Genomic DNA, 13,915 nt, shown 5'->3' with positions numbered 1-13,915 from the left:
CCGACCATGCTTTTGGCGAATGCCGATGTATACGGCAGGCATGCTTATAATGCCCGGGCCAATGCGGGTGATGGATGAGCGGGAGATGAAAGATGTTGTTACGTGGCCTGACCTGGCTGGTGCTGTTCCAATTGCTCGGCACTGCGATCAACCATTTGTTTTTGCCATTCCTGCCGGGGCCGATCATCGGCCTGCTGTTGTTGCTGGTGTTCCTGATCAGCCGCGGTCAGGTGGGTGAGCCGCTGAACCTGGCGGCCAGCAGTCTGTTGCGCTACCTGCCCTTGTTGCTGGTGCCGCCGGCCGTGGGCGTGATGGTGTATGCCGCGGACATTGCCGCGGACTTCTGGGCCATTGTGGGCGCGCTGTTTTTGTCGCTGCTGCTGTCGATGGCCTTTGCGGGTGTGCTGATGCAGCGTCTGGTCAAACGCCACGTTCATCCTGAGGACGGCCAATGATCTTCGACTGGCACGGCGCCTGGGCGTCGGTAATTCATCATCCGCTGTTCGGCATCGGCATCACCCTCGGTGCCTATCAGCTTGTGCTGGCGGCGTACGAGAAAACCCGCTGGATCTTTTTGCAACCGGTGCTGGTCTCCATGTTGCTGGTAATCGGTGTGTTGGTGGGCTGCGGCCTGACCTATGCCGAGTACCGCAAGAGCACCGAGATCCTCAGCATCCTGCTCGGTCCGGCGACAGTCGCGCTGGCGGTGCCGCTTTACCTCAATCTGCGGCGGATTCGGCAGTTGTTCTGGCCGATTTTTACTACGCTGGTGATAGGCGGAGTGCTCGCCACGGTTCTGGGCGTGCTGCTGGGGTGGTGGTTTGGTGCCGAGCACATGATCCTGATGACCATGGCGCCGAAGTCGGTCACCTCGCCGATTGCCATGCTGGTGGCCGAGCAGATTGGTGGTGTCGCGGCGTTGGCAGCGGTGTTCGTGTTGATCACCGGTGTGATCGGCGCGATCTTTGGCCCGAGTCTGCTGACCCGTCTCGGTGTCCACAGCCCTGAAGCCCGGGGCATGGCGCTGGGCATGACCGCCCATGCGGTCGGCACGGCGGTGGCAATGCAGGAAAGTGAAGAATGTGGCGCCTTCGCGGCGCTGGCGATGAGTTTGATGGGCGTGGCCACGGCGGTGTTGCTGCCGTTGGCGGTGTCGATGGTGGTGTAAAGGAAATGTCTATGAACCTGCCGCTTTTCCCGCTGAACACAGTGCTGTTTCCCGGTTGCATCCTCGACTTGCAGATTTTCGAGGCGCGCTACCTGGACATGATCGGACGCTGCATGAAACAGGGCGGCGGCTTCGGTGTGGTGTGCATTCTTGATGGCGAAGAAGTCGGTATCGCCCCGGCTGGGTACGCATTGGTGGGCTGTGAAGCGCTGATCACTGATTTCAAGACCCAGGATAATGGTCTGCTGGGGATTCGGGTTCAGGGCGCTCGGCGCTTCAACGTAGTGAGTACCGAGTTGCAGCGTGACCAGTTGATTCTGGCTGAGGTCGAATGGTTGGACGAGGAACCAGAACAGCCGCTACAAGACGAAGACGACGATCTGGTGGCATTGCTCAAGGCTTTGGCGGAACACCCGATGGTCGAAGCGCTGAACATGGGCACCGAAGCCACCGGCCAACAGTCGCTGGCCAATCAGTTGGCTTACCTGTTGCCCTTCGCCGAACTGGACAAGATCGACCTGCTGCAACTTGATGATCCGCAACAACGGTTGGATGCGATACAAGCGTTGCTGGATGAGTTGCAGGGCGAGTTGTTTGCCTGAGCAGTATTTGGCAAACATTCGGCAGGTTCGCCAGCATTGCGTGTCGATGCTGACTCCTCTAGGTTGAGGTTGCTCATATGAAGTGGGCCATTTCAATGTCTAAAAGGATTTAATGCCATGACCATCTACTTACACGAACGCTCCGCTTGGGAAGCCGCTGCGGTGGGTTACCTGCTCAAGCAGGCCAGCCTCGGTCAGTCTTTTGAAGACACCGCTGCAACAGCGTGCCAATTGGCAGATGCACTGATTCTGGAAAAGCGTAAGCGTCAGTGGAGCTCCAACTAAGTTCAAATAACAAAAACCCCAACGTTCAGTTGGGGTTTTTGTTTGGCATCGGAACCGAGCTGCGCAGCGCTTAATAGGCATACCGCAACATCGTGTGCGGTAAATGCCGCAATACGAAGAACCCGAACAGCGCCACCAGGGACGGTAAAATCAGCCACCAGATTTTCGGCGGCATGGGGTTGAGCGGTGCCTTGCGCTGACTCAGCCACAGGCTGGCCGCGCAGACGCACGACGCCAGCATTGCGCCGGCCAGGACATCGGTCGGCCAATGGGCGCCCAAGTACACCCGCGACAAGGCAATCGCCATCGCCGGCAAGCACGCCACCAGCAACCAGGTCAGGCGCATCCGTGGCGGTTGCCCGCGACCGGCCAGCACGGCAAGGGTGAGGAACAGTGCAAATGAGCCGGAGGCATGCCCGCTGGGCATGCTGTAGCTGGTCAGCGGGTCGCTCAACACTTCCGGACGCACGCGGGCGAAGAAATTTTTCGTGGCCGTGTTGGCCAGTGCGGTAAAGAGCAGTGTGCCAATGGCGAAGGCTGCCGGACGCCATTGCCGGGTGATCAGCAACAGCGCGACCAGCAAGCTGCTGAACAGCAGCATGTTGCGGAACTCGCCGATCAGCGTGAGGATCACGGCCACTTCATCCAGCGCGGGCTTGCGATGTTCCTGCACCAGCGTCATCACACCTTGATCCAGTGCGGTCAGGTGCGGATAGCCGATGAACAGTCCACCGAGAATCAGCAAGCTCATCGCACTAATGAACACCGTGGCGTTGCGGTGTCGGCGCAGGCTGCTGGTCGCACTCAAGCCGACCATCACCGCAATGCTGCCGGCCACGATCCCGGCCTGCGGCCAGAAGCCTTCGGGCAGTGGCAAGCGGATAGCTGCACCCGTGGCCCAGCCCGGCAACAAGTACGCTACCGACCATCCCGCACCCGCCAACAGGCTGACGGCGAAGAACCGTGGGAAGGGCATGTCGAACATGCCGGCCACCATGGGCAGCATAGGGCGCAATGGGCCGATAAAGCGTCCGACCAGCAGGCTGGCGATGCCGTAGCGCTGGAAGTACGACTCGGCGCCGGCGATCCATTCCGGGTGATGGCGCAAACCCGGCAGACGCCGGATGTTCTGATGGAAGTGGCGGCCGAGAAAGTACGACACCACGTCCCCCAGCACCCCGGCGACGAAGCCCAGCAACAGCGTTTCGCTCAGTGACAGCGCGCCACTGCCGGCCAGCACGGCGACGGCGAACAGCAAAACCGTGCCGGGCACGATCAGGCCGGCAATCGCCAGGCATTCGACAAAGGCCACGATGAACACCGCCGCCGCCAGCCATTGCGGGTTGACCGTCAACCAACCGGTCACGCTATCGAGCCATTGGCCCATAAAAACCACTCCACTTTTTCATTGGTGACCCCGGTAGGAGCTGCCGCAGGCTGCGATCTCTTGATCTTTGAAAGGCAAAAGATCGCAGCCTGCGGCAGCTCCTACCGGGGTTTTGTTCACAGCAAAATGTAATCGCGACCTTCGACCTGCCCCCGTCGAAGCGGGTTCCGCGTGCAATGAGCCGCGTACGCCGCATCGACAAAGCGATACATCAAGTGTTCATCGCGCCCATGGGGGATGCCCAGGCGCGTGGTCTGGATGATGTGGGCGGGTGTCTGGCCGACGTCTTCCACCAACAACACCTCATGGTCGAAACGCTTGGCGTCCCACACCGGCACCTTCAAACCCAGAGATTTACACAGCAACGTCTGGCCGGCGCAGAGTTTTTGCGACGGGCGAGGGCGGCCCTGGGCGTCTGGATTATTCAGCAGCATCTGCGCCAGGCTCGACGGCCCGCTGACTTCGTCCACCCACGGATAGGCCGATTTGATCAGCACCGCATTACCCGGGCCTTGTGCGCTGAAGTTCAAGGAGTCGCCGCCGCGGGCGTAATACATATAGATGTGTCCGCCATCCAGAAACAAAGCCTTACGTTTTTCTGTGTAACCGAGGGAGGCGTGGCTGCCTTTTTCGGCGCAGTAATAGGCTTCAGTCTCGATGATGCGGGCGCTGAGCCACAGATCGCCCACCCGATGACGAATCACTTTGCCCAGCAGATCCTTCGCCAGAATTTGCGCATCGCGGTCGAAAAACGCGTCCGCAAGACCCGTGGGCAGGCTCGTGGCAGACGTTCGGGCAGTCAGATTGGACATGATGAACGATGTTTATCAGGGCTGATTGAGTCGTGATGATAACAATTTGCAGCTTAATCCCGGCTGAACGTCGGCAAATTGCCTTCCATTTCGACCATCCGCCCGTCACCGCTGTTAGTCGGGAGGCACGACAGCTATAATCTGCCGCTTTACTCTTTACCAAGACCTTAGAAAAGACCACGCCCAGACCATGACTGAGTCCGTTCTTGACTACATGACCCGCTTGGGTCGCGCCGCCCGCGAAGCTTCGCGCGTGATTGGCCGCGCCAGCACTGCGCAGAAAAACCGCGCCCTGCAGGCTGCCGCCAACGCGTTGGACGCCGCCCGCGCCGAGCTGACCGCAGCCAATGAACAGGACCTGGCCGCCGGTCGCGCCAATGGTCTGGAGCCGGCGCTGCTTGAGCGTCTGGCGCTGACCCCGGCGCGTATCGACGGCATGATCGTTGGTTTGCGCCAAGTGGCTGCGCTGCCGGACCCGGTTGGCGCGATCCGTGACATGAGTTTCCGTCCGTCGGGCATTCAGGTCGGCAAGATGCGCGTGCCCTTGGGCGTGATCGGGATCATCTACGAGTCCCGTCCGAACGTGACCATCGATGCCGCGAGCCTGTGCCTGAAGTCCGGTAACGCGACCATCCTGCGTGGCGGCTCCGAGGCGATTCACTCCAATCGGGCCATCGCGGCCTGTATTCAACGCGGTCTGGCCGAGGCTGATCTGCCGGCGGCCGTTGTGCAAGTGGTCGAAACCACCGACCGTGCCGCCGTTGGCGCGCTGATTACCATGCCTGAATACGTCGATGTCATCGTGCCGCGCGGCGGCCGTGGCCTGATCGAGCGCGTCAGCCGTGACGCCCGCGTGCCGGTGATCAAGCACCTGGACGGCATCTGCCACGTATACGTGAGTGAGCACGCCGACCTGGCGAAAGCCCAGCGCATCGCGTTCAACGCCAAGACTTATCGTTATGGCATCTGCGGTGCCATGGAAACCTTGCTGGTCGATCAAACCGTTGCCAAAGATTTCCTGCCGTCGATGGCCGCTCAGTTCCGCGAAAAAGGCGTTGAGCTGCGCGGCTGCGAGCGTACCCGGGCAATTATCGATGCGGTACCGGCCAGCGAAGAAGACTGGAGCACCGAGTACCTGGATGCCATTTTGTCGATCCGCGTGGTCGACGGGCTGGGCGAGGCCATCGAGCACATCAACCATTACGGCTCGCACCACACCGATTCGATTGTCAGCGAACACCAGGGCGACACCCGGCGTTTCGTGGCTGAAGTCGATTCGTCGTCGGTGATGATCAACACCCCGACCTGCTTCGCCGATGGCTTTGAATACGGATTGGGTGCGGAGATCGGCATTTCTACTGATAAGCTGCACGCCCGCGGCCCGGTCGGCCTCGAAGGTCTGACCTGCGAGAAGTACATCGTGGTCGGTGATGGCCAGTTGCGCGGACAGGAGCCGGTCTGACTTGGGCGACCTCGACCCGTCAGCCCCGTTGACTGCCAGCGAGCCCGTACCTCGGCGCATTGGTGTACTGGGCGGAACCTTCGATCCGGTGCACATCGGCCATTTGCGTGGTGCGCTGGAAGTCGCCGAAACCCTGGCGCTCGATGAGCTGCGCCTGACACCCAGTGCCAGGCCGCCTCATCGGGATACGCCGCAGGTTTCGGCGCAAGACCGTCTGGCGATGGTCGAGTGCGCGGTGGCCGGTGTGGCGCCGTTGGTGGTGGACGCCCGCGAATTGCAGCGGGACAAACCGTCCTACACCATTGATACCCTGGAACTGATGCGCGCCGAACTGGCCGTGTCCGACCAGGTTTTTCTGCTTTTGGGCTGGGACGCTTTTTGCGGCCTGCCCACTTGGCACCGCTGGGAAGAGTTGCTCCAGCATTGCCATATCCTGGTGTTGCAACGCCCGGATGCCGACAGCGAACCGCCGGATGCCTTGCGCAACCTGCTGGCAGCGCGCTCGGTGAGCGACCCGCTGGCCCTCAAAGGGCCGAGCGGACAGATTGCATTCGTCTGGCAGACACCGCTCGCGGTATCCGCCACCCAGATCCGTCAACTGCTGGCCAGCGGTAAGTCGGTACGTTTCCTGGTGCCCGACGCGGTCCTGGCCTACATCGATGCGCACGGTCTCTACCGTGCGTCGAACTGAATAGGAGTGCTTCAAGGCACGTGGCAACAACGTGTACCGAAGCCCCGAACATACGAGCAAAACGAGTTTTATATGACGAGCAACAACGAAAGCAAAGTAAAACGCAAAGGCACGTTCAAGAGTGCTCCGCTGCCTGAGAAAGTCCTCGCTGCCGAGCCGCCTAAAGGTGACGAGCTGGTCAAGATCGCCGTAGCCGCTCTGGAAGACGTCAAGGCCCAGGACGTTCTGGTCATCGACGTTCGCGACAAGCAGAGCATCACCGACTTCATGATCATCGCGACCGGTACCTCCAACCGCCAGATCGGCGCGATGCTGGACAAAGTTCGCGAAGCCGTCAAAGCCCTGGGCATCAAGCCTCTGGGTGAAGAAGGCAAGGGCGACAGCGACTGGGTGTTGCTGGACATGGACGACGTGATCGTTCACATGATGACTTCCAACGCCCGTCAGTTCTACGACCTGGAGCGCCTGTGGAAAGGTGCCGAGCAGAGCCGTGCCGCCGACGGCAAACACCACAGCCCTGAAGTTGGTCACGAGCATTTCAACAAGCTCAACAAAGACCAGGAATAAGGAACGGCTGTGCGACTGCGACTGATCGCCGTCGGTTCTCGCATGCCCAAGTGGGTGGAAGAAGGCTGGCACGAATATGCCAAGCGTCTTCCGTCCGAGCTGGCGCTGGAACTGGTGGAAATTCCGCTCAACACCCGCGGCAAGAACGCCGACGTGGCGCGCTTTATCCGTCAGGAAGGCGAAGCCATGCTGGCCAAGGTCGGGCCGAACGAGCGTGTCGTCACCCTCGAAGTTCACGGCAAGCCCTGGAGTACCGAGCAACTGGCGGTCGAACTCGATCGCTGGCGGCTGGACTCGCGCACCGTCAACTTCATGGTCGGCGGCCCCGAGGGGCTGGCGCCGGAAGTCTGTGCCCGTGCCGATCAGCGTTGGTCGCTCTCGCCGTTGACGTTGCCGCACCCGTTGGTGCGAATCCTGATCGGCGAACAGCTGTATCGTGCCTGGACAGTCCTGTCCGGCCACCCTTACCACAAGTAGTTCTGCCCTCATGCCTCAGCCGATCCGCATCAAGGACCACGAAAAAGACGCCCGTCTGGTGCGTGGCCGCGTCGTGTTCGGGGCAATTGCGGTGGTGGCGCTGATCGGCGTGCTGATCGCGCGTTTGTATTTCCTGCAGGTGATCCAGTACGAGTATCACTCGACCCTGTCGGAAAACAACCGCGTCCATGTGCAGCCGATTCCGCCGACCCGTGGCTTGATTTTCGACCGTAACGGCGTGGTGATCGCCGACAACCGGCCGAGTTTCAGCCTGAGCATGACTCGCGAACGGTCCGGCGATTGGCAGCAAGTGCTCGACGTCATCGTTGAAGTGCTGGAGATGACGCCCGAGGACCGGGTGATTTTCGAGAAGCGCATGCGTCAGGGGCGCCGGCCGTTCGAGCCGGTGCCGATCCTGTTTGAGCTGACCGAAGAACAGATCGCCCGGATCGCCGTTAACCAGTTCCGCCTGCCAGGTGTGGAAGTGGTTGCGCAGCTGGTTCGCCACTATCCGCAGGGCGCGCATTTCGCGCACTCGGTGGGTTACATGGGGCGGATCAACGAGAAAGAGCTCAAGACCCTCGATCCGGTCAATTACAGCGGCACCCACCACATCGGCAAAACCGGTATCGAGCGTTTCTACGAGCCCGAACTGCACGGCCAGGTGGGTTACGAGGAAGTGGAAACCAACGCTCGCGGCCGCGTTTTGCGGGTGCTCAAGCGTACCGATCCGATTCCCGGCAAGGACATCGTTCTGAGCCTGGACATCAAATTGCAGGAAGCCGCCGAAGCCGCACTCGGCGGGCGTCGCGGCGCTGTCGTGGCATTGGACCCGAAAACCGGTGAAGTGCTGGCGATGGTCAGCCAGCCGAGTTTCGATCCGAACCTGTTCGTCACTGGGATCAGCTTCAAGGCTTATTCCGAGCTGCGCGATTCCATCGACCGACCGCTGTTCAACCGCGTGCTGCGCGGCCTGTATCCGCCGGGTTCGACGATCAAGCCGGCGGTGGCGATTGCCGGTCTGGACGCGGGCGTGGTGACAGCTTCGTCCCGGGTGTTCGACCCGGGCTACTACATGCTGCCCAACTACGATCACAAGTATCGCAACTGGAACCGTACCGGCGACGGCTTCGTCGACCTCGATACGGCGATCATGCGGTCCAACGACACCTACTTCTATGACCTGGCGCATAAGCTGGGGATCGATCGGCTGTCGGCCTACATGACCAAGTTCGGCATCGGCCAGAAGGTTTCCCTGGATATGTTCGAAGAGTCGCCAGGCCTGATGCCGACGCGAGAGTGGAAGCGTGCAACACGTCGTCAGGCGTGGTTCCCGGGGGAGACGCTGATTCTCGGGATCGGTCAGGGCTACATGCAGTCGACGCCGTTGCAACTGGCCCAGGCCACTGCGCTGGTGGCCAACAAAGGGATCTGGAACCGTCCGCACCTGGCCAAGACCATCGAAGGCGAGAAGCCGGTGGATCATAACCCGATGCCGGACATCATCCTGCGCGACCCGGCGGACTGGACCCGAGTGAACCATGGCATGCAGCAGGTTATGCACGGTGCCCGAGGGACTGCACGCAAGGCCTCGATTGGTGCGCAATACCGCATTGCCGGCAAAAGTGGTACGGCTCAGGTGGTCGCGATCAAGCAGGGCGAGAAATACGACCGCTCCAAGGTTCAGGAACGCCATCGCGACCACGCTTTGTTCGTTGGCTTCGCACCGGCCGACGATCCGAAAATCGTGGTCTCGGTGATGGTCGAGAACGGTGAGTCGGGCTCTGGCGTGGCTGCACCGGTCGTACGTCAGATCATGGATGCGTGGCTGTTGGATCAGGACGGCCACCTCAAAGCCGAGTACGCCAACCCTATCAGTGCAGAGGCTACTGCCCGTGATGAATAATTTTGATCGCATGCTCTCCAGCGAGGATGTGATGCGGCGTCGCGCGACGCTGTTGCAACGCCTGCACATCGACGGACCGCTGCTGATTCTGCTGCTGACGCTCGCCGCTGGCAGCCTGTTCGTGCTGTATTCGGCCAGTGGCAAGAGCTGGGATCTGCTGGCCAAACAAGCCACTTCGTTCGGTATTGGCCTGGTGTCGATGATCGTCATCGCCCAGTTCGAACCCCGTTTCATGGCCCGTTGGGTACCGGTCGGGTATGTGATCGGCGTGCTGTTGTTGATAGTGGTGGATGTGATGGGCCACAACGCCATGGGCGCCACGCGCTGGATCAACATCCCCGGTGTCATCCGCTTCCAGCCATCGGAGTTCATGAAGATCCTGATGCCGGCGACTATCGCCTGGTATCTGTCCAAACGCACGCTGCCGCCGCAACTCAAACATGTGGGCATCAGTCTGCTGTTGATCGGTGTTCCGTTCATATTGATCGTGCGCCAACCGGACCTCGGCACGTCACTATTGATTCTGGCCGGTGGCGCCTTCGTGCTGTTCATGGGGGGGCTGCGCTGGCGCTGGATCCTCAGCGTGCTCGCCGCCGCTGTGCCGGTGTCTGTCGCCATGTGGTACTTCGTCATGCACGATTACCAAAAGCAGCGAGTCCTGACGTTCCTCGATCCGGAGAGCGACCCGCTGGGCACAGGCTGGAACATCATTCAGTCGAAGGCCGCCATCGGTTCCGGCGGCGTGTTCGGCAAGGGCTGGCTCCTGGGGACCCAGTCGCACCTGGACTTCCTCCCGGAAAGCCACACCGACTTCATTATTGCGGTGATGGGTGAAGAGTTCGGCCTGGTGGGCATTTGCGCCCTGTTGCTGATCTATCTGCTGTTGATCGGGCGCGGGCTGGTGATTACCGCCCAGGCCCAGACATTGTTTGGCAAATTGCTGGCCGGCGCGTTGACCATGACGTTTTTTGTTTATGTTTTCGTCAATATCGGTATGGTCAGCGGCTTGTTGCCGGTGGTGGGGGTGCCGTTGCCGTTCATTAGCTACGGAGGAACTTCGCTGGTGACGCTGCTGTCAGCGTTTGGGGTTTTGATGTCGATCCATACCCATCGTAAGTGGATCGCGCAGGTTTGAATAAGGTGAAGAGTTCAATGCAAGTAATGCGTGGCTGGGCGACTCGATATGCGCCGTGGGTCGGCCTGGTAAGCATCCTTGGCACTGCGCAGGACGCGTTGGCCGGCGATTACGAAGGCTCACCGCAAGTGGCCGAGTTCGTTGGTGAAATGACCCGCGACTACGGTTTCGCCGGTGAACAGTTGATGGGCGTGTTCCGCGAAGCCGAGCGCAAACAGTCGATCCTGGACGCCATTTCGAAACCCGCCGAGCGGGTCAAACAGTGGAACGAATACCGCCCGATGTTCATCACCGATGCGCGCATTGCCCGCGGTGTGGACTTCTGGCGTCAGCACGAAGCAGTGCTGGCCCGAGCGGAACAGGAATACGGCGTACCGGCCCAGGTAATTGTCTCGATCATCGGCGTTGAGACCTTTTTCGGCCGCAATACCGGCAATTTTCGGGTAATCGATGCCTTGTCGACCCTGGGTTTCGACTATCCTCCCCGTGCCGAATTTTTCCGCAAGGAATTGCGTGAGTTCCTGCTGCTGGCCCGTGAAGAACAGGTCGACCCGTTGACCCTCAAAGGCTCTTACGCCGGGGCGATGGGGCTGCCGCAGTTCATGCCCAGCAGCTTTCGCGCCTATGCGGTGGATTTCGACGGCGACGGCCACATCAATATCTGGAACAACCCGGACGATGCCATCGGTAGCGTCGCCAGCTACTTCAAGCGTCATGGCTGGGTCGCCGGCGAACCGGTGGTCAGTCGTGCCGATGTGCGGGGCGATCAGGTGGATGAAGGTTTGACCACCGGCATCGAGCCGACTAAAACCGTTGGAGAGTTGCGGGCCTTGGGCTGGTCAAGTCATGATGCGCTGCGCGATGATATGCCGGTTACCGCCTTCCGACTGGAAGGCGACAATGGCCCCGAGTACTGGATGGGCCTGAAGAATTTTTATGCGATCACGCGTTATAACCGCAGCGTGATGTACGCCATGGCCGTACATCAACTGTCTGAACAGCTGGTCCAAGCACGGGGCGTCAAGTAATGCGGGCATGGCCTATGAATAAACCCCTGAAGCTGATGGCATTTGCCGCGCTGGCAGTGCTGGTCGCCAGTTGTTCGACCAGCCGCACTCCGGCGCAGAAGTCTTCCACTGCCGTGCGCTCGACGCCGGGGCTGGACATCAACCGCGCTCACAAGGATGGCGCGCCGTGGTGGGACGTCGATGTGTCGCGCATCCCGGACGCCACGCCGACCCTGCACACCGGCCCGTACAAGGCCGCCCCGTACTCGGTACTGGGCAAAACCTACTTTCCGCTGCAAGAGTCCAAGACCTACGTGCAATCGGGCACGGCGTCCTGGTACGGCACCAAGTTCCATGGTCAGAACACCGCCAACGGCGAAGTCTATGACCTGTATGGCATGAGTGCCGCACACAAGACCTTACCGCTGCCGAGTTACGTTCGGGTGACCAACCTGGACAACAACAAGACCGTGATCCTGCGGGTCAACGATCGTGGGCCGTTCTACTCGGACCGCATCATCGATTTGTCATACGCCGCCGCCAAGAAGCTCGGCTATGCCGAAACCGGTACCGCGCGGGTCAAGGTCGAAGGCATCGATCCGCAGCAATGGTGGGCCGCCAAAGGCCGTCCGGCGCCTTTAATGCTCAACGAGCCGCAAGTCGCGCAGAATAGCGCGCCGGTTATTACGGCTTCGGCCGGCACCGTCGAACAATGGACACCTCCGCCGCAGCAACACGCCGCCGCCGTCGTCCCTGTTCAACTTGCCGACGCAAAAAAAAACGCTTCTGCACCAGCGTCTGGCCAGTATCTGCAGGTGGGCGCGTTCGCCAACCCGGACGCTGCCGAACTTCTGAGGTCGAAGCTCAGCGGGATGGTGAGCGCTCCGGTGTTCATCAGCTCGATCGTGCGCAATCAGCAGACCCTGCATCGGGTGCGCCTGGGGCCGATCGGTTCGCCGGGTGAAATCCAGCAGGTGCAGAACAGTGTGCGGCTGGCCAATCTCGGTTCGCCAAGCGTTGTGACTGAGTAATACGTAAGACTTGATTGACGGTTCATCTGCGGTTTTGGGGGGTGAACCAGGTTGTTGGCTCGTTGAAGAACAAAAGCCCGGCAAAGGGTGGCTGGAGTGAGCAACTGAACACGCGATAACCCGTTAGAAGGTTATTTGATTAGTTTTGCCTTCGGGCAGTTTCCATTAGCGATTTCGAGAGACGGATGAACATCACCACCTTTGCCAAACGCCTGTTCCTGCTAGTCCCGCTGCTCCTCTCGCCAGCCGCTTTCGCGGTCGAGATGATGCCGTCGCCACCACAATTGGCCGCCAAGGCCTACGTGCTCATGGACGCCAGCAGCGGCAACGTGCTGGTCGAAAACAATGGTGACCAGCGTCTGCCGCCTGCCAGCCTGACCAAGCTGATGACCGCGTACATTGCGACGCTGGAAATCCGTCGTGGCCAGATCGGCGAAAACGATCCGGTTACCGTCAGCGAAAACGCCTGGCGTACCGGTGGTTCGCGGATGTTCATCAAGGTTGGTTCGCAGGTGACTGTCAGCGACCTGCTGCACGGCATCATCATTCAGTCGGGCAACGACGCCAGTGTTGCGCTCTCCGAGCACATCGCCGGCAGCGAAGACGCCTTCGCCGACATGATGAACAAAACCGTTGGCGACCTGGGCATGACCAACAGCCACTTCATGAACCCGACCGGCCTGCCGAACCCAGAGCACTATTCGTCGGCGCACGACATGGCTGTGCTGGCTCGCGCGATCATCCACGAAGACCCGGCTCACTATGCGATCTACTCGCAGAAAGAGTTCTTCTGGAACGGCATCAAGCAACCGAACCGCAACCTGCTGCTGTGGCGTGACAAGACCGTCGACGGTCTGAAAACCGGTCACACCGACGAAGCGGGCTACTGCATGGTGTCCTCGGCCGTGCGTGATGGCATGCGTCTGATCGCCGTGGTGTTCGGCACTAACAGCGAAGTGGCTCGCGCCGCCGAGACCCAGAAGCTGCTGACCTACGGTTTCCGTTTCTTCGAAACCCAGACCTTCTATCAGAAAGGCGCCGAGCTGGCTCAGGCCCCTGTCTGGAAAGGCTCCACCAATCAAGTCAAGGCCGGCCTGGCGCAAGACCTGACCATGACCCTGCCTAAAGGCCAGCTGAAAAAGCTTGCTGCCAGCATGACCATGAACCCGCAACTGGTTGCGCCAATCGCCAAGGGCGACGTGATCGGTAAAGTCGAAGTCAAACTGGACGACAAGGTGGTGCACAGCGCCGACCTGATCGCTCTGGACGGCGTCGAAGAGGGTGGTATCTTCCGTCGCATGTGGGATAGCATCCGTCTATTCTTCTACGGCTTGTTCAACTGATAGTGTGCACCTGCAAAGCCCCGCGCTGATCCGGCGCGGGGC

Annotated in this window: 15 protein-coding genes; 13 read left to right on the top strand and 2 right to left on the bottom strand. The window is 60.4% G+C overall.

Features of this window, described 5'->3' with window-relative positions:
- The first annotated feature begins 92 nt into the window (after positions 1–92).
- The 4 genes from KVG88_RS26820 to KVG88_RS26805 all read left to right on the top strand — a co-directional run bounded on the left by KVG88_RS26820 (position 93) and on the right by KVG88_RS26805 (position 2,055).
- Positions 93–455 (top strand): CidA/LrgA family protein, encoded by a 363-nt coding sequence (locus KVG88_RS26820; protein ID WP_150701612.1) that lies wholly within the window; start codon positions 93–95, stop codon positions 453–455.
- Positions 452–1,168 (top strand): LrgB family protein, encoded by a 717-nt coding sequence (locus KVG88_RS26815; protein WP_150701611.1) that lies wholly within the window; start codon positions 452–454, stop codon positions 1,166–1,168. The genes KVG88_RS26820 and KVG88_RS26815 overlap by 4 nt, the downstream gene beginning before the upstream one ends.
- Before the next feature lie 11 nt (positions 1,169–1,179).
- On the top strand, positions 1,180–1,770 hold the full coding sequence (locus tag KVG88_RS26810) for an LON peptidase substrate-binding domain-containing protein (RefSeq protein ID WP_150701610.1): 591 nt from the start codon (positions 1,180–1,182) through the stop codon (positions 1,768–1,770).
- A 117-nt stretch (positions 1,771–1,887) separates the two neighbouring features.
- Positions 1,888–2,055 carry a hypothetical protein gene (locus KVG88_RS26805; protein WP_217873222.1) on the top strand — a complete coding sequence of 56 codons (168 nt, stop codon included), beginning with the start codon at positions 1,888–1,890 and terminating at the stop codon, positions 2,053–2,055.
- 70 nt (positions 2,056–2,125) lie between these two features.
- Here KVG88_RS26805 and KVG88_RS26800 read toward each other — a convergent pair whose 3' ends face one another.
- A complete protein-coding gene (locus KVG88_RS26800; RefSeq protein ID WP_217873221.1) occupies positions 2,126–3,442 on the bottom strand; it encodes a bifunctional DedA family/phosphatase PAP2 family protein in 1,317 nt (438 codons plus the stop codon).
- 116 nt (positions 3,443–3,558) lie between these two features.
- Positions 3,559–4,254: a DNA-3-methyladenine glycosylase gene (locus KVG88_RS26795; protein ID WP_150701608.1), complete on the bottom strand. Its 696-nt coding sequence runs from the start codon at positions 4,252–4,254 to the stop codon at positions 3,559–3,561.
- Between the two features lie 190 nt (positions 4,255–4,444).
- Here KVG88_RS26795 and KVG88_RS26790 point away from each other — a divergent pair, with 190 nt between their 5' ends.
- From KVG88_RS26790 to KVG88_RS26750, 9 genes are all read left to right on the top strand, one after another.
- Positions 4,445–5,716, top strand: a complete 1,272-nt coding sequence (locus KVG88_RS26790) for a glutamate-5-semialdehyde dehydrogenase (protein ID WP_150701607.1) — start codon at positions 4,445–4,447, stop codon at positions 5,714–5,716.
- Position 5,717: 1 nt separating this feature from the next.
- Positions 5,718–6,407 carry a nicotinate-nucleotide adenylyltransferase gene (gene nadD, locus KVG88_RS26785; protein ID WP_191630453.1) on the top strand — a complete coding sequence of 230 codons (690 nt, stop codon included), beginning with the start codon at positions 5,718–5,720 and terminating at the stop codon, positions 6,405–6,407.
- 72 nt (positions 6,408–6,479) lie between these two features.
- The gene (gene rsfS / locus KVG88_RS26780; protein WP_150701605.1) at positions 6,480–6,974 is read left to right on the top strand and encodes a ribosome silencing factor; all 495 of its coding nucleotides are present in this window, start codon (positions 6,480–6,482) and stop codon (positions 6,972–6,974) included.
- A 9-nt stretch (positions 6,975–6,983) separates the two neighbouring features.
- On the top strand, positions 6,984–7,451 hold the full coding sequence (gene rlmH / locus KVG88_RS26775) for a 23S rRNA (pseudouridine(1915)-N(3))-methyltransferase RlmH (RefSeq protein ID WP_007937439.1): 468 nt from the start codon (positions 6,984–6,986) through the stop codon (positions 7,449–7,451).
- A 10-nt stretch (positions 7,452–7,461) separates the two neighbouring features.
- Positions 7,462–9,357: a penicillin-binding protein 2 gene (mrdA, locus tag KVG88_RS26770; RefSeq protein WP_150701604.1), complete on the top strand. Its 1,896-nt coding sequence runs from the start codon at positions 7,462–7,464 to the stop codon at positions 9,355–9,357.
- A 31-nt stretch (positions 9,358–9,388) separates the two neighbouring features.
- A complete protein-coding gene (rodA, locus tag KVG88_RS26765) occupies positions 9,389–10,492 on the top strand; it encodes a rod shape-determining protein RodA (protein ID WP_191630457.1) in 1,104 nt (367 codons plus the stop codon).
- A 17-nt stretch (positions 10,493–10,509) separates the two neighbouring features.
- Positions 10,510–11,520 (top strand): lytic murein transglycosylase B, encoded by a 1,011-nt coding sequence (gene mltB, locus KVG88_RS26760; protein WP_150701602.1) that lies wholly within the window; start codon positions 10,510–10,512, stop codon positions 11,518–11,520.
- Positions 11,520–12,530, top strand: coding sequence for a septal ring lytic transglycosylase RlpA family protein (locus tag KVG88_RS26755; RefSeq protein WP_150701601.1), 1,011 nt, complete (start codon positions 11,520–11,522; stop codon positions 12,528–12,530). The genes mltB and KVG88_RS26755 overlap by 1 nt, the downstream gene beginning before the upstream one ends.
- Positions 12,531–12,715: 185 nt before the next feature.
- Positions 12,716–13,873, top strand: a complete 1,158-nt coding sequence (locus tag KVG88_RS26750) for a D-alanyl-D-alanine carboxypeptidase family protein (RefSeq protein ID WP_150701600.1) — start codon at positions 12,716–12,718, stop codon at positions 13,871–13,873.
- Positions 13,874–13,915: the final 42 nt, after the last annotated feature.

This window comes from Pseudomonas azerbaijanoccidentalis (genome assembly GCF_019145495.1).
Taxonomy (GTDB): Bacteria; Pseudomonadota; Gammaproteobacteria; order Pseudomonadales; family Pseudomonadaceae; genus Aquipseudomonas; species Aquipseudomonas azerbaijanoccidentalis.
This window is presented reverse-complemented; position numbering and strand designations above follow the sequence as displayed.